Raw genomic sequence first — 16800 nt, 5'->3', positions numbered from 1 at the left:
CATGCCGGGCGCACATGAAAAGAACACCCTCGCACTTACTCTGCAAAAGTGTTCTTTCCGGCAAATATTCGGTTTATTCGATTTTATTTCAAAGAAGCTGCGTATTCCTCGCCTTTTTCCTTATCGTATTCGCCTTCCCATTTGGACATGACCACGGCGGCAAGCGAGTTGCCCAATACATTTACTACTGTACGGGCCATATCCAGAATACGGTCAATACCAGCGATAAAGGCCAAGCCTTCCAGTGGAAGGTTAACTGCTCCCAGCGTAGCGAGCAAAACCACAAAGGAAGCGCCCGGCACGCCTGCAATGCCCTTGGAAGAAATAATCAGAACCAGTACCAACGTGATTTGTGTAGTGATTGGCAGGTCAATGCCGTACATTTGGGCGATGAAAATCGCAGCCAGTGCCTGATACAAGGTAGAACCGTCCAGATTAAAGGAATATCCAATCGGAATGACGAAGGAAGTAATCCCTTTAGGACAACCGAACTTCTCCATCTTCTCCATGATCTTGGGGAGGACACTTTCCGAACTGGCAGTCGAGTACGACAGCAGCAGCTCGCTTTTCAAAATTTTAACCATGGTCCAAAGACGGGTACCGCAAAGCTTGGCGATAATTCCAAAAACAATCACAATGAATAGGAACATGGAGCCGTATATAGACAAAACAAGTTTCAATAACGGCCACAATGAAGCCAGGCCAAACTTGGCCACTGTTGTTCCGATCAGTGCGAATACACCAAAAGGAGCCAGGCGCATCACCTGATTGGTTACCCAGAACATGGCGTCGGCTACACCTTCGAAGAAACCCAATACAGGCTTGCCCTTGTCACCAATCGCTGCCACCCCTAGTCCGAACAATACGGAGAAGAAGATAATGGCCAGCATATCCCCTTCGCCCAACGATTGAATAATATTAGTAGGCACAATATGCACAATCGTATCCATAAAGCTGTGACCAGTCTTTTCTGCTGTCTCCACATAGCTATGAATATCGCTCTTGGTCAGATGAGACATATCCACGCCGTCTCCGGGCCGAACCAGATTGGCAACGAGCAGCCCGAAAAGGATGGCAATCGTGGTTACGATTTCAAAGTAAAGAATAGACTTTCCACCGAGTTTACCCAATTTTTTCATATCTCCGACGCCGGCTACGCCGATAATGAGAGTTGAGATCACAATAGGCACGACAATCATCTTAATCAACCGGATAAAAATATCGCCGATCGGCTTTAAGTAGACTTCCACCCCTGAATTGCCGTAAAATAAGGCACCAATCATAATACCTAAAGCCAGTCCGATAAAGATTTGCATCGTCAAATTAATCTTTTTCACTTCGTGTCCCCCCTGGCCGATTTGTATATTTTTTCAGTATGCTGTTCTTAATATTCAAATGGTGTTATTTATACTACAATCTGATCTATAAAAACCGACAATTATCTACACCTTCATTTGTTTTTTTTAATAAATTCACCACTTTATTGTTGGATTGTGAATTTATCTCACATTTCCTTTTTGATCGAATACACAGGAGGCGAATAATTATGAAGCTGAATATCCTCCTTTTCCTGCTTATGCTTGTGTTCGTACCGTTGGCGGGCGAGCTAAATATTCACCCGTTCTCTAATACATTTCGTCTCAGCTTCGGCACACCCGTATTTTTTTTCTTTCTGCTATCTATTCGTCATATTCCGCCCGCTGTATCGGGACTGCTTACTGGCTTAGCTGTGGTGGCCTTTCGCATATCACTCAGTTATTTCGCACTTCTCGGTCCTTCCTTCGAAGAGCTGGTAACCCTGCATGGGCCTACCTTTTTCTATTACATGGTCTACGGCCTGCTCTTTCAGGTCCTTAACATTAATGCCGAGCCTTACCGCGCTCTCCGGGTAGGCATCCTCTCCGTGGGTATAGAGGTTGCGGCAAGCGTGGCGGAACTTAGCGTCCGGCGGAGCATTGATGGGGAATTCTGGGACATCATGGCGATGAGCAAGGTGGTGCTCATCGCCATGATCCGCAGCTTCTTCGTGCTCGGGTTCTATAATATCATTCGCCTGAAGCAGTCCGTTCAGCATGAAGAGGCCCAAAGACAGCAGACTGAGCGGATTCTACTCCTGGTATCGGATCTGTATGAGGAGTCTGTGCAGCTTGGCAAAACCCTGTCGCACACAGAGCAAATCACCCGTGAAAGCTACGAGCTGTATCGGGAGTTGCAGCAGGCTGAATCCTTGGAAGACAGGGACCGCTACGCCAGACAGGCGCTTCGTATTTCCGGACAGGTTCATGAGATCAAAAAAGACAGTCAGCGGATTTATGCCGGGTTGTCCAAGCTGATTGATGCGGAAAGCGGAGTGCATTACATGCCTTCTCGGGAGCTTGGGGAGCTGATCGTCCGAACGAACCACAAATATGCACAAGCGCTGGACAAGTCTATTCATTTCACCTTGAATGTTGACCCTTTGCTGCCCAAATTGCATGTTTATACGGTTTTGACACTCATTAATAACCTCACAGCTAATGCGGTTGAAGCGATGAAGGACAGCGGAAGAATTGACGTTTCCATTCGGTTTCTACCGGGAAAAATGGACACGGTGACCTTTAGTGTCACGGACAACGGCCCGGGGATTCCTCCGCGTAAACGGGAAATGGTCTTCACACCGGGGTATACAACCAAGTATGATGATGAAGGACAGCCTTCGACTGGCATGGGATTGTTTTATGTGCGCGAGGTCGCGGAGAGCCTCGAAGGAACGATTGTGCTGCAACAGGAAGAAGAACACACTGACAGGGTACGGACCACTTTTACAGTCACATTGCCTTTACGGAAACTGACGGAGAAAGGAAGATAGCCCGGATGCGTTTTTATATTGTAGATGACGATCAGGGAATTCGCTCTATGCTGGCAGACATTATTGAAGATGAAGGTCTCGGTGAGGTTATCGGGGAAGCGGAGGACGGTTCCTATGTGAACAGCGATCTATTGGAGCTTAACCGGATTGATGTATTGCTCATTGATCTGCTGATGCCGATTCGTGATGGCATTCAGACGGTGCGTGCTCTCAGTGATCAATTCAGCGGCAAAATCATTATGATTTCCCGTATTGAATCCAAAAACATGATCGGCGAGGCATACTCTCTCGGTATTGAATACTACATTGCCAAGCCCTTGAATCGGCTGGAGATTATTGCGGTGATTCATAAGGTGTCCGAACGTTTGCGTATGCAGCAATCGATCACGGATATCCAGCGCACGCTACAGGGGCTATCGATGTTCACATCGAGAGGACCATCGACAACAGTAGAACCGACCAAAAGCATCACAACTTCCGGGCAGTTTCTGCTCTCCGAAATGGGAATGATCGGCGAAGCGGGCAGTATGGATTTGCTGGACATGCTGGAATATCTGGACCAGTATGAGGAAGAAACGGGTAACCTGTCCCCCTATCTGTTCCCGCCGCTGAAGGATATCTTCGCGAATGTAGCCTTGAAACGGCTGGGAAGCTCAGCTTCTGCGGCAGAGCTGAGCAAGGAAATCAAGGCCTCTGAGCAGCGCGTCCGTCGCGCTATTTTCCAGACACTGAGCCATATCGTGTCGCTCGGATTGACGGATTATACCCACCCTAAATTTGAAAATTATGCGTCTAAATTTTTTGATTTTACAGAAATCCGCAAGAAAATGCTGGAGCTGCAAAACAATGTGGAGCCCTCGCTGTCTCAAGCCCGGATCAATACAAAAAAATTTGTACAGGTGTTCTATATGGAGGCCAAAAGGCTGCTACATTAAAAAAGAAGGGATGATCTTACATGTCGGATGCAAACCAATTATTCGGTCAAGCACTGGTTAAATCGCTGGTCGGTGAACGTGGACATATTCGAGTGGCTCGGGCTTTGCCGGATATCGGCGCTGAACTGGCAGGTAAAAAAAATGCAGAAATGCCCTATAGCATTTATCAACTGTTGAAGCATATGAGCTACTGGCAGCAATTTATGCTGGAGCATTTGGAGGGCCGGAAGCCCCAACTTCCGGGCAATGTGATGGACAGCTGGCCCGAAGAAAACGGACCACAAAGTGAAGAAGCATGGCAGGCAGTTATTAAGAAATTTTTGCAGGGCTTAGATCAGGCTGTAAAGATTGCCGAAACCGCGCAGCTGGATGATTCGCTGGCCCATTTCCCAGATGAAACGAAAGCGGGATTGCTGCGGAATATCGCTTCCCACAACTCATATCATTTGGGCGAAATCGTGCTGCTGCGCCGTATTTATGGAGCTTGGCCGCCGCCTGGAGGGGGCTTTCCCGCTTAAATGTAGGCACAACGAGGAGTACACCTGCGTATCCTAGGGAGAATCGCTCCCCTTGTTGAAGCCCTCTATGCATAATCAGGAGCAATCAGAACAAATGTTCCCCATTATGTATAAGCAAAGAGAGGTTTCGAGGATATGAAGAGGCGTCTATATTTAAACCGTAATATCGTCTATATGCTTATCATTAGTCTTATTGCTAACATGAGCGGGAGTATGATCCTCCCGCTCTTTGCTATTTATGTAGAACAGTTCGGCATATCCGCACTCAGCATGAGTATTTTATTTTCTCTATTTTATGTGGGAAGATTTCTGGGTGGAGGCTTGGCAGGGCGAATTTATGAAAAGGTTGGCGCAAAGCGCTTGGGGCTGAGCTTACTCTTCGCTGAGATTATTTGTATGCTCTTGTTCCCGATTGCAGAAAGCTTCATCATTCTATCCATCCTTAGACTCCTTCAAGGCTTGGTGGCGATAGGATTAACCGTCTTTGTAAGAGTCACCATCAACCAGATCAGTACCACGGAGAATAGAGGCATCCTCAATGGATATATCAGTAGCAGCGAAGGTGCAGGTACGATTTTGGGACCTATCATGAGTGGAATCATTGTTTCCTATTTTACTTTAGCTGTCCCGTTCTATTTCGTCGCTATTTTTTCCTGTATATCCTTCGTCGCCGTCTCCAGAATGACATTCCCCCATCTCTCTTCTCTGCCTCAGCAGCAGCAAGAACCCCTTCATGATTCGAAAAGAAAAACCACGCTAACGAAACAGCTACTGCTCTATTCCACCGTTCACTTCCTTGAAATGAGTGCATTCGCCATATTTTTAACGTACTTCTCTGTGTATGCAACCTACAAGCTCCATTGGAGCCCTGTAGAAATCAGCCTGGCTTTTACCATCATCGGGGTATCGACGTTTGTATCAGCACCCTTTATTGGCAAAGTTTCCGATCTGCTCAAAGATCGCTTAATCCTCAGTATTATCGGCCTGTTGCTGATCATGGTGGAAATAGCCTTGTTTCTGTGGTTCAAGGAACCATGGATTGTATACTTGGGGATGTTCATCGGAGGCATTGGCGGAGCCAGCTATCTGGATTCTTTTTACTCCCAACTGGGGGATGTCATTCCTGAGGAAAATAGAAGTTCATTTATCGGCAACGTCGTATCATTTTCGGAATTAGGGGCCATTGTATCTCCAATCATCGCAGGCGTACTCATTGAACGTTTTAACATAAATGCCCCTTTTTATTACAATATGCTTTTGGTGCTTATGGCTATTGTTATCCAATACTTCATTCGGTTAAAGTCGAAATCCTCAAGAAAAAGGCCACTTGCATAAGCAGGCAGCCTGTTCCTTGACCTATAATTACAGCTCCAATTCAACGGCAACCCCGAAATGATCGGATACGACTGATCCCATTGTTCCGTTCAGCACGACGGTTGAAGACTGAACCTGTACGAGTTTGTTGGAAAAAACATAGTCAATCCGCAGCGGTTTGGCATTACTTTCCCAGCCTGCGATGGCTTTGATGACCGTGTGGCCTTCATCACGTACCGCTGCATTTGAATAAGTGTCCGACCAGCCGGATTGCAGCACATAGTCATACCCTTCCCCGCGCACTTCAGCCGCATTGTTGAAATCACCCATCATAAAAACAGGTGCCGCTGCAAAAGGGTTCAATACCTCTGTTGTACGGTCCCATAGTCCACGGAAGGATTCCTCATCGTTCCACCAGTTGTAGTGCCCGCTCACAAACCATGCCGATACTCCATCTACCACTGCTTGCACGCCCACAATTTTGCGGGATCGGTAGTTGTCATAGTCCCGTAGCGAGGAAACATATTCGTTCACCGTGTCTGTAATCGGTGTTTTGGACAAAATCGCCAAGCCCTCATCGTATTTGGCAAAGCCAATATGTGCGGGGGCCCACGTCCAATAATAGGTATCGGATAATAACCCGTTCAGAACATAAGCGTAATGATCACGCTTAATGATTACCTCAGGATCAGCGCTATAATAAGTATCCAAATCGTCCGGCGATAAAGGAGCCTCGTCCATGGACTGATTCACTTCCTGCAAAGCAATGACGTCGAACTGCTGCTCATGAATAAAAGCAGCCAGTTGTTTTAGCTTTTCAAGCTGATTTTCTTCCATCCAAGCATGTACATTTAAGGTTAACAATTTCAAAGTAATCACCTGTTGAGTATGTCTTGTATATCTGATTTGAGCAAGAATAGCATAAATCTAGTGTAGACATAATCTACGCCTCCCCTATTTTGAGAAGAACATCATATATATAACTCGATATTTTATAATGTTACTCGACATTATTATACACCATCTCGAATTTATTTTTCTGCCATCCATACGAGATTCCCGCTTCCTCACGCAGCCACTGGAGCGCGTCACGTTTGTTGTCGTTTACCCTCCCAGCATTTTGCATTATTCGTTTCCATTCGCTCTCAGGTACAATATATATACGGACAGAATCATTCCGATCTATTATATTACCGAATAAAAACTGCCCTCTGGATTAATGCAAATACTCGTTCCTAAACTGATATAATGGAAGAGTTAAGCTGTCATCAGATTGACTATTCTCTCTTAGGAGACTAATGCATATGAAACCAACCTATCTTATGGATGATATACAGTGGCAGCAGCTTATCCAAAACGTAGCTGACCATTTTAATGACGTGACGATTAAACGCGGCTTTCAATATTTCAAGCAAGGAAAGGTAAAAGAATTTACAATCCCTGACGCCGACCATATCGCGGCTGTCGTAGATGGAAGCGATCTTTACGAGGTGGATCTGCACTTGAGCGCTTTTGCTGCCAGCCGATGTACATGTCCGGTTCATAAGAACTGCAAGCACATGATCGCCACACTGCTGAATTATGCGAATGTGCAGGAGCGTTCCGTACATGCGTTGGTGAACGCCCATTCAGCGAGCTTCACCCGGTTGGCTACCAAATCTGACGTGCGTACCACCGCGCCTGCTTCCCGGTCCACTCCTTCACCGGATCGCAAGCAGGCTGCCAGGAACACGATCAGTAAAACAGCAAGCCGCATAGCGGATATGCCTATCTCGGAATGGCATGACCTGTTCGATCAGTGCATCGCCCTTATCCACATGAATACGCAAAACTCCCAATATGCCCAAAGCGCGCTGGCCTCAATATATGCCTTGAAGCCGCCGCTTTCACCCGGCATGGAACAGTTGTATGAATTGCACGCTCATCTGCGTGTGCTGGAAAAGCTGGTGCCTCAGTCACCTATGTCAGGCTATCCCACCCATTCCTATATGGGATATTACACGCAAATCGCCGCCGATGAGCTTAAAGAAGCGATCGAGCGTGATTTTGAGAGCCAGCTTGTCCTAACACCTGTCCTAACCAATGAACCGATGCAAGAAGCACGCATCGCAGAGACCTTGGCCTATTTACGCCGAAAAATGCTGACAGAATCGCGTAACGGCACTTATTTTTCAGACGCGTACTACCGATTTTGGCTAAATTGGATGCGTCCCCAGCAGAAAGATTCCACTTCCAGCATATATGCGGAGGAATTACAGCATTTACAGGCGGCTGAGGATGAGCTTGGCACAGCTTTGGCCCGGCTTCCCTGGATGCTGGCCCAAAGCTGGATGTATTTTTACCAGTCGCAGGATGATCAAGCCTGGTCACTGCTTGAGGAGGCCGAAAAGGCTTTTCCGCTAAAAATCTCTTCCAGCCAACTGCTTTTGTTCTTACATGCCTTACGTGAAGCCGAGGAATGGTCGCGCCTCAAGGACGGACTACAGCATATCGGCCCCTTACTCCACAGCCATCGGGACGATCATTTGCACGATTATATGAACGATTGGGATACGGTTTTGCAGCATCTTCCAGAAGCAGAGCAGGAAATGTGGGATACACTGGTCGGAATGCTTCCTTTTGCCGGGGGAATGTATGAAGAAGCACTGCTTGCCCACGACAAATGGCGGCAATGGATCGACTACCAGTTAAGTATACGCAGCGAGCCTTTGAGTTTTCGGGTGAGTGTATTGCAGCCCATTGAAAAGAACGCACCGGAGCTGCTGCTGCCCTTCTACCATCAGGCGGTGGAACGATATGTGCTGGAAAAAAACAGATCCAGCTATAAAGCAGCGGTCAAGCTGTTGAAGCGGCTGTTCAAGCTATACAAAAAAATGAAGCAAGAGCCGCGCTGGGAGCTGTTCTTCACGACCTTCACCAGCCGCCATAGCCGCCTGAGGGCGCTACAGGAGGAATTGCGGAAAGGGAAATTGTTATCATGAGCCAATATACAGAGACGATTACGATACACATCCAGTTAACCACCTATGGAGACGCGCTTATTTATGGCGATTCGTCTATGAACTACAGCATTTCCGGCCAAATCCTGAAGCAGCGTTTATTTGCTTGGCATGAGGCTTCTTTTTATGGCACCGATCTGGAGATTCAACACATTCAGGGCACGGATATTATCCTCCTCCCCTCGGAGCAGGTGATTCCCTTTCTGACGGAGCGCAAATTGCTGGAGCATATCGAATGGATCTGGGACGAGGACAATGCCCCGTGGCTTCGGCTGATCCCTCTACTTGCCCATTGCATTGAAGCGAAAGCCTACGCGCCCAGCCTCACAGCATTTCAGACAGGGAAGCTGCAATGGATTTGGGATGCGGAAGTACTGGAGGCGGCGGAGGCGCGCGAGGCGTTAGAATCGGGGGAAACGCTGGAAAGCACCAAGCTGGCAGAGCTTGCTCTCCTTGACAGCCTGGAAAAGAACGAGCGCGAAGGGCTGGAAGCGGCGTTCTCGGCCGCCGTGTTTCAACGCTGGTACGGCACCGAGGCGGAAGCCGCCGATGTGCGAAGAGAATATCCAATTCTCTTCGCACACAACCGCCCGGCCGCGGCAGGTCTGGATGCGCGGGCATGGCTTATCGCTATCGGCTGGAAGGCCGATACCGCGCCCTTCCGCCCGCTCCTGCAACTGCTGGAGCCAGAGCCAGAGAACGACGAGTCGTCGTGGCGGCTCAAGCTTGTGTTGCAGGACAAGCAGGACCCGGCGCTGCTGGTGCCTGCACAGCTCGCCGATGATGGGCATGCGTCCGGCCCGTGGCCTGATGCGTGGACGGCCCATGTGCGTGAGCGCTCAGCCGGGTGGCTGGAGCGCTTGACCGCGATTTTGCCCGCCGGGCAGCGCACAGGCAGCCGCGATGACGTGCTGGATCGCCCGCTCTCCGACGAGGCGGCGTGGCAATTCCTGACGACCGACAGCCATCGCTTGCTGGAAGGCGGTTGGCAGGTGCTGCTGCCCGCTTGGTGGGAAGCAGCCACCCGCAAGAAGCCGAAGCTGCGGGCCAAGGTTCGCCCCGGCGAAGGCGGGGGCGAGCGCACGAAGGGCAGCTCGCTGTTCGGACTGGACTCGATTGTCCAGTTCGACTGGCGTGTTGCCATTGGCGATGCCGATCTGAGCGAGTCCGAGTTCGCCGAGTTGGTGGCCCGCAACGAGCGGCTGGTGCGCTTCCGCGGGCAATGGATCGCGCTCGATCCCGCGCTGCTGGCGCAAATCCGCCGGGCCATGGCCGGGATCGACAGCACTCAGGGATTGTCCTTTCAGGACATCCTACAGCTACACCTGCTCGGCAACGCTGATGAGACTGAAAGCGACGCTACGGGAGAACAGCCGGAGGATGCGGCACGCTTCCGGCTGGAGGTCGAGCTGAACGGGCACCTGCTGAAGCTGATCAGTCAGCTTGGGCGGCAGTCGGAATGGCCCGCACTGGAGGTGTCGGACAGACTTCAAGCCGAGCTGCGGACGTATCAGCAGGACGGATACGCGTGGCTTGCCTTTTTACGGCGCTTTGGACTGGGCGCCTGCCTTGCCGACGATATGGGGCTTGGCAAAACGGTGCAGTTTATTGCCTATCTGCTGCATCTACAGGATATCGCCGCAGAGACGAGCGTCCGCTCCAGCTCGCTGCTGATCTGTCCGACTTCGGTACTGGGCAACTGGCAGAAGGAACTTAGCCGATTCGCCCCTTCATTGAAGGTCATGCTCCACTATGGAAGCAAGCGGGATCAGGGAGACTTGTTCCGCGAAGAAGTCGAGCATGCCGATGTCATCCTGACCTCCTTTGCAACAGCAACTCTGGATCAAGAGCTGCTGCAAAGCATAACCTGGGACTCGGTTTGCCTGGATGAAGCGCAAAACATTAAAAATGCGCAAACCAAGCAATCTACTGCCGTTCGCAGCTTCCCTGCCCGGCATCGAATAGCACTGACCGGGACGCCTATTGAAAATCGGCTATCCGAGCTATGGTCGATTTATGATTTTATCAATCCCGGTTATCTGGGCAGCGCACGCTCCTTCAGCAATCGGTTCATCAATGCTATCGAGAAGGAACATAACGAACAACGAACGATAGACCTGCAAAAGCTGGTTCAGCCCTTCATGCTGCGACGCAAGAAGAAAGACCCGGCCATACAGCTTGATTTGCCCGAGAAAAATGAGATGAAAACGTATATTCACCTCACCTCCGAGCAGGGAGCGCTCTATGACCAAATTGTTAAAGAACTGATGGAACGGATGCAGAAGCTGGAGGGGATTGAGCGAAAAGGTGCTATATTATCTACCCTTACCCAGTTGAAGCAGCTTTGTGACCATCCTGCGCTCTTAACCAAGGTGGCGGCCCCGGATGCCACGGCTTCCGGCTATAGTCAGCCCGATTTCGAAGCAGTGATCAGCCGTTCATCCAAGCTGGAGCGTATTTTGGCCATGGTCAAGGAGCTGCGGGAGGAAGGCGAGCGCTGCCTTATTTTTACGCAGTATATTGGCATGGGACGTATGCTCCAGCAGGTGCTCGCTCAAGAGCTGCAAGAGCCGGTGCTCTACCTCAACGGTAGCACGTCCAAAACCGCCCGTGACCGGATGATTGATCAGTTCCAGTCTCACACACTACCACCAGACGAGCAGCCGTCCGTATTTATTTTGTCGCTCAAGGCCGGGGGCGTGGGCCTAAATCTGACAGCTGCCAACCACGTCTTTCACTTTGACCGCTGGTGGAATCCGGCTGTTGAAAATCAGGCCACAGACCGCGCCTACCGGATGGGACAAACGAAGGACGTACAGGTGCACAAGTTCATCTCCCTTGGAACTCTGGAGGAACGCATTGATGAAATGCTGGAGAGCAAGCAGCAGCTTAGTGATCAAATCATTTCCAGCACCGAGGGCTGGATCACCGAGCTGTCGACAGATGCGTTAAAAGAACTCTTTACACTACGTCGCGACTGGGCGTGATGAGGTCTATAAACCTATTTTTGGAGAAGTAGATTATAGCACGGTCCGAAACTCCTTTGTGTGCATCTACTATCACATCACAACAAAGGAGTTGATAGGTAGTGGCCATTCGTCCTCCTCAAACCTTGAAGTCTACGGGCAGAAAAGTTCCTGCTACGAGATATCGTAATGTGAGTCCTACGCAAACCTTTAGCCGGTTTACGGTCATCTGGGCTCGTAATGATGGAGTACCTTTTATTACAACGGGATTTTTTGCAGTCCTCCGCCGTACAGATGAAAGCTTTGTGCAAGCTGCCAATTTCGACAGTTTCGGCACAGTCCGATTCGACAAAGTGCGTACACCTACGAACCATCCTTATATTCTGCGTACCTTTAGAGACGACGGAACGCTGTTCCGGGTCAGATCGGTACCTGCTGGTGTGTCCTCGTATGTCGTTATTGGTTAAGTATTTGCCGAACGCATCGTGAAAATGTATACGAAAAGAAGCAGCCAGGAACAGAGTATTTCTGTCCTGGCTGCTTCTTATTCCAATGCTATTTTTCCAATATGCTTATTCGGAATCTTCCACCGTTTGTGTAGCCTTCGAAGCGACTGCCTTGTATGCTGTTTTAAGCCAGTTTTCACTCGACCAGTTCAGCTTGCCTGCACCTGCCCCGTCCTTGGCTGTCAATTGTGCAACCAGGTTTGCAGGATCTTGGGCTGTGTAGCTGTATGGCAACGTTGTGAATCCATTCCATGAGAAGCTCTTGCCTTTTACAGGATAAGGAGCTAACGGACTATTCGCATCTTCGCTGCCCCCTCTGAATACTTTACCGTTGTCAGAGAAGATAACGTCTTCTGCTTTGATTTTACCTGTGTAGTTATCTTTTTTAGGGTCCTTTTGATTATTACGAACTGGAGAAAATACATCAATTAAATATGATTTTTCAAGCAATACCGCGCCATTTTCAGTTGAAATCGCGCCATTACCCACGACGTCAAAATGGTATCCTTTAGCAGCGATTGCTTTAGCCATGTCAGAAGTAATTCTCTTCTTGGCTCCAACCAATCCGGCATCGTCCATAACAATGTTATAGGCATGGGCATTACCAGCACGCAAACGAGGCATACGGTCTTGAATATCCTTGTAGTAGTTATGGTGCAATGTTACTGCCAAATCTGCATTATCAGCGGCCATCTCAGTAGCACCGACCAGATGCGCTTTCTTTTGTCCTGCTGCGATATCAATGATATCTTCTTTACTCATGCCAACTGCACTGCTTCTCAAGTAAGCGTACATCGGGTAGGAAGCTTTGTCTGCTTCCATAGCGTTAACCTGTTGGGTCACCCAGCTGTTGGAGCTGCGGTCATCTCCTTTGAACAAGGACCAGGAAATGGTAACTCCGTTACTGCCTTTTTTCACATCTACCAAGCCATCATATGCTTTGTTGAATGTACAATGGTCAATCCATACTTTGGAGCTTTGGCCTTCAACCGTGATATAATCCCAGTCATTCTTGTCATAATTCCCTTTGGTTGCTTCGTCCCACTCCCAAAGCTCGTCAAATTCGAGGTTACGGAAAATCAAATTAGAGCTTCTTTTGATAACAATGCCAGCATGTTTAATTTTAGCGCCATTTGCCGAGAAAATCGTGATTCCATTCAAGTTTTCTATATAGATTTTGCTCACACCTGTTTTCTTCAGAACAGGATTTGTCAGCACAGGGTTGTTGGCACTAAAAGGCATGACCTTGGCAGCATTAGGCATTTCGTTCCATCCCAAATCAAGATCATTCATGATCTCAATAACTTTGACTTTAGTACCTTTTTTAAGTGCCTCGTTGAGATCTACAGCGTTGTAAACCTTTTTGTAGTTGGCATCGGTTTCCTTAATTTCCCCGCCACCTGTATTACCATAGGAGAAACCGGCCAGATTATAGTTAATATTTGAGGTTGCGTTTTTATCTACCCCAGGAGTTGGTTTATCTGTACCTGGTGTTGGATTCCCAGGTGTTGTACCTGGATCTGCTTCAGTTGAAGCGCCGGATACGATAACATTATCGAACTGGGCAACCGCCTTGGAGGTTACCAAACCAATGGCTCCGGAAGCAAGGCTGGAATCTGTTGCGGTCAGCTCCAGCTGATCATTGACATACATCTTAATGTCCGAACCGGACAGCTCCAGCTTCACTTTGTACCAGGTATTGGTATCCAGTTTGTATTTGTTATTGGTAGCCAGTGTCTTCATAGAACCGTTTACCTTTTTGCGAATTTCAAGTGCTCCACCCTTCTTGTTGTACAAAGATGCAGCATAAAAGTTGTTGGAATCTGTGTATCTGCCTGCAACATATACCCGATTGGAGCCATTAAAATCATCTACATATACATCTGCTTGTACGCTATAGTTCGTCCATGATGCATTACCTTTAACAGAATGGCTTTCGCTTCGACTAGATTGCTGGTATGTAGAGCCATTCCCGTCCGCGACAACAGACCAGTTCCCTGAACCTGCTGTCCAGCCTTGAGCTTCCCCTTGTTCAAAATCATCACTTACCTGTAAATTCCCATCCGCATACGCATGACCTAGTAACGGTAACGATAAAGACAGAACCATCGTGCTGCTCAACATTACACTTGCACATTTTTTCAACAAACTCGACTTCATGTAACAGTCTCCTTTTTTAGATAAATTGATAAAAACCCACCGACATAACTGTACAGCTGTTTGTGCTACAAGGCCTTTCCAAACCATATACATTAGCGCAATACACTAATAATTATAGACTTATAAAATAACATTAAAATATGTCGAATTACTTATCTTTTGGTTTAAATTCTCTATTAATTTTGCATCCCTTTTCGCGAATATACCAAATAGCCTTTCATAAAACCACAAAAAGTATTTTTTTGAATAAGACATAAGGTTGTCATGTTTAATGTGGTACATATAAAGAGACGGATATAATGAATAGAAAGAATAGAATCTATAGGAGTGATTAGATGCCCAGCTACCACTACGCTTCCAAAACCGAGTTAAAAGAGGCGATTCATGCCTCCTACTTACTGTTAGATAGTGAATACAAGGAGGTTGACGAGAAGCAAAAGGATATCCGTATCTCCGAAGTAGACAAAACCCCCGCAGAAATCATTGCCTACCAGCTTGGATGGCTTCATCTTGTCATGTCATGGGACAAGGGCGAAAAGGAAGGAAAACCCGTCATCATGCCTGCACCAAATTATAAATGGAATAGGCTAGGCGAGCTTTACCAATCCTTTTACAAAACCTACACCCACCACTCTTTACTTGAATTACGCCAACTATTCAAGCTGACAGAGCAAGAGTGGCTGGATTGGATTGACACGCTAAGTCATGAAGAACTCTTTACGCAGGGCGTTCACAAGTGGACAGGCAGTAATCCGAACTGGCCCATGGCTAGATGGATTCACATCAACTCAGTGGCACCGTTTAAAACATTCAGAGCCAAGATACGAAAATGGGAGAAATACAATGCTCTGCATGGATGAAAAAAAGTGCATGTTGTGCTACAATACTTGAGTTGTATCGGGATATATTCAGGGAAGGGTAAGTGAAACGCCATGCTTATTATTGGTATTGCCGGCGGTACGGGTTCCGGTAAATCAACGGTAGCACGCGCTGTCGTTGAACGTCTGGGATCAAACAAAGTGACTTTCATATCTCAGGATAACTACTATAAAGACCATTCACATCTGAGTTATGATGAACGTGCTTTGGTCAATTATGATCATCCGTTTGCCTTTGACAACGAATTGCTTATTGAGCATCTTCATTGTCTGAAGGAAGGACAAGCGACCCACGCGCCAGTGTATGACTTCACGGTCCATGCGCGTTCTACAGACGAGACGGTAGAGCTTCTGCCGAATCATATTGTCATGCTGGAAGGACTGCACGTACTATCTGACGAAAAGCTTCGTCAACTGCTCGACATCAAGGTATTTGTCGACACCGACCCGGATGTTCGTATACTTCGCCGGGTACTTCGGGATATTGAGGAGCGCGGCCGCACCATTCAGTCGATCCACGATCACTATTTGAGCACGGTCAAGCCTATGCATGAAGCATTTATTGAGCCCTCCAAGAAATACGCGGACCTGATCCTTCCTGAGGGAGGCCACAATGAGGTTGGCATTCAGCTGCTGTCTGTTTTGACTGAAAAATATTTAGCAGGAGATCGGACGTGGGGAACTGTATAAAAGGGAGAAAGCGCTCTTTGGAGGAAGTTTACTATCACTTCCAAACGATGAATGGGATCTTTAATACAAACGACTTACCAGCACGTCTTGCCGCCTAGATACGGTGAACGTGCTGTTTTATTTTAAACCCGTAGATTAAAAGCAGCTCCTACGTTCAGCATTATGCATGGTATTTTTTATTGCCCTGACAAAACTGTGTCTCTTTCTACGCACAGTTCAAGGGGCTGTCAGAAAGGTGCGCTGCGATCCATATTTAATATAATTCAAGATAATATCTGCCACTTCCTTTGGGGCCATGTTTGGTGAATGTTCATACCACCATTTGACCGTTGTCATTGCAGACGATGCAAACAAACGAGTTAATAATTCTTGCTTTTCTACAAGTTCCTTGTTCGTAGATTCTTTTTCAATGCTATTTATGTGAAAACATTCCCTGGCTCTTTTTTCAAATAATCGTTCCATATCTTCATAGACATATAACTCAAGGTTCTCATTCCATAATAAAAGATACCAGTCTTTATGATCATACATAAATTGAAGTTGTTTTTTTAAAGCATTCAAGGCTTCATTGATTTTATTATTTTCCAGATTAAAAGATGCTAAGTCAACATTGCTCGAAAGTTCCTCCAATGTCGATTTTACCAACGATTCTCTTAATCGGTATTTATCCTCATAATACTTGTAGAATGTAGAGCGATTAATCCTTGCTGCAGTAATGATATCTTTTACAGAAACAGATGAAAAGGGTTTTTGACTTACACATAAAGAGAAGCCATATTTTATATTTTCAAGTGTTTTTATAACACGCAAGTCATTTATTTTTATGTTGTTCAATATTCGCTACACCTCAATTCATCCATTTTGCTCTGATTAAAACAACAAAATCCACCGTAAATGTTGTTTAAACAACATTCTATATAAACCTTGATGATATTTTTTATTCTTTTTCTTTTCTATAATATTATTATAAAACGCTATCTGTTTGT

14 protein-coding genes are annotated in these 16800 nt (G+C 47.3%); 9 read left to right on the top strand and 5 right to left on the bottom strand.

Going from position 1 to position 16800, the window contains the following annotated elements; all coding sequences use genetic code 11:
* Positions 1-83 precede the first annotated feature (83 nt).
* Positions 84-1337 (bottom strand): cation:dicarboxylate symporter family transporter, encoded by a 1254-nt coding sequence (locus tag ACIFQM_RS00680; protein ID WP_430043542.1) that lies wholly within the window; start codon positions 1335-1337, stop codon positions 84-86.
* A gap of 209 nt (positions 1338-1546) precedes the next feature.
* Between ACIFQM_RS00680 and ACIFQM_RS00675 the strand changes: the two genes are divergently transcribed.
* From ACIFQM_RS00675 to ACIFQM_RS00660, 4 genes are all read left to right on the top strand, one after another.
* Positions 1547-2848: a sensor histidine kinase gene (locus ACIFQM_RS00675; RefSeq protein ID WP_430043541.1), complete on the top strand. Its 1302-nt coding sequence runs from the start codon at positions 1547-1549 to the stop codon at positions 2846-2848.
* Between the two features lie 5 nt (positions 2849-2853).
* Positions 2854-3783 (top strand): response regulator, encoded by a 930-nt coding sequence (locus ACIFQM_RS00670; protein ID WP_430043539.1) that lies wholly within the window; start codon positions 2854-2856, stop codon positions 3781-3783.
* Between the two features lie 20 nt (positions 3784-3803).
* Positions 3804-4301: a DinB family protein gene (locus ACIFQM_RS00665; RefSeq protein ID WP_430043538.1), complete on the top strand. Its 498-nt coding sequence runs from the start codon at positions 3804-3806 to the stop codon at positions 4299-4301.
* Positions 4302-4436: 135 nt separating this feature from the next.
* Positions 4437-5636, top strand: coding sequence for an MFS transporter (locus tag ACIFQM_RS00660; protein WP_430043536.1), 1200 nt, complete (start codon positions 4437-4439; stop codon positions 5634-5636).
* A gap of 27 nt (positions 5637-5663) precedes the next feature.
* Here the strand turns inward: ACIFQM_RS00660 and ACIFQM_RS00655 are convergent, their stop codons facing one another.
* Both ACIFQM_RS00655 and ACIFQM_RS00650 read right to left on the bottom strand, forming a co-directional pair.
* Complete coding sequence (locus ACIFQM_RS00655; protein ID WP_430043534.1) at positions 5664-6485, bottom strand: endonuclease/exonuclease/phosphatase family protein; 822 nt, start codon at positions 6483-6485, stop codon at positions 5664-5666.
* Between the two features lie 130 nt (positions 6486-6615).
* Complete coding sequence (locus ACIFQM_RS00650) at positions 6616-6741, bottom strand: hypothetical protein (protein WP_430043533.1); 126 nt, start codon at positions 6739-6741, stop codon at positions 6616-6618.
* Between the two features lie 178 nt (positions 6742-6919).
* Between ACIFQM_RS00650 and ACIFQM_RS00645 the strand changes: the two genes are divergently transcribed.
* The 3 genes from ACIFQM_RS00645 (at position 6920) to ACIFQM_RS00635 (ending at position 12047) form a co-directional block, all read left to right on the top strand.
* Complete coding sequence (locus ACIFQM_RS00645) at positions 6920-8596, top strand: SWIM zinc finger family protein (protein ID WP_430043530.1); 1677 nt, start codon at positions 6920-6922, stop codon at positions 8594-8596.
* Positions 8593-11601: a DEAD/DEAH box helicase gene (locus ACIFQM_RS00640; RefSeq protein WP_430043528.1), complete on the top strand. Its 3009-nt coding sequence runs from the start codon at positions 8593-8595 to the stop codon at positions 11599-11601. The genes ACIFQM_RS00645 and ACIFQM_RS00640 overlap by 4 nt, the downstream gene beginning before the upstream one ends.
* 101 nt (positions 11602-11702) lie before the next feature.
* Positions 11703-12047, top strand: a complete 345-nt coding sequence (locus ACIFQM_RS00635; RefSeq protein WP_430043527.1) for a hypothetical protein — start codon at positions 11703-11705, stop codon at positions 12045-12047.
* 105 nt (positions 12048-12152) lie between these two features.
* Here the strand turns inward: ACIFQM_RS00635 and ACIFQM_RS00630 are convergent, their stop codons facing one another.
* Positions 12153-14246, bottom strand: coding sequence for a family 16 glycoside hydrolase (locus tag ACIFQM_RS00630; protein ID WP_430043524.1), 2094 nt, complete (start codon positions 14244-14246; stop codon positions 12153-12155).
* Between the two features lie 335 nt (positions 14247-14581).
* On the opposite strand from ACIFQM_RS00630, the gene ACIFQM_RS00625 reads away from it, so the two are divergent.
* Together ACIFQM_RS00625 and udk are read left to right on the top strand one after the other, a co-directional pair.
* A complete protein-coding gene (locus ACIFQM_RS00625) occupies positions 14582-15106 on the top strand; it encodes a ClbS/DfsB family four-helix bundle protein (protein ID WP_430043522.1) in 525 nt (174 codons plus the stop codon).
* A gap of 72 nt (positions 15107-15178) precedes the next feature.
* Positions 15179-15814: a uridine kinase gene (gene udk, locus ACIFQM_RS00620; protein ID WP_430043521.1), complete on the top strand. Its 636-nt coding sequence runs from the start codon at positions 15179-15181 to the stop codon at positions 15812-15814.
* 216 nt (positions 15815-16030) lie between these two features.
* Here udk and ACIFQM_RS00615 read toward each other — a convergent pair whose 3' ends face one another.
* On the bottom strand, positions 16031-16648 hold the full coding sequence (locus tag ACIFQM_RS00615) for a TetR/AcrR family transcriptional regulator (RefSeq protein WP_430043519.1): 618 nt from the start codon (positions 16646-16648) through the stop codon (positions 16031-16033).
* Positions 16649-16800 lie beyond the last annotated feature (152 nt).

Source organism: Paenibacillus sp. NRS-1782 (assembly GCF_050467685.1).
GTDB classification, from domain to species: Bacteria; Bacillota; Bacilli; order Paenibacillales; family Paenibacillaceae; genus Paenibacillus; species Paenibacillus terrae_A.
This window is presented reverse-complemented; position numbering and strand designations above follow the sequence as displayed.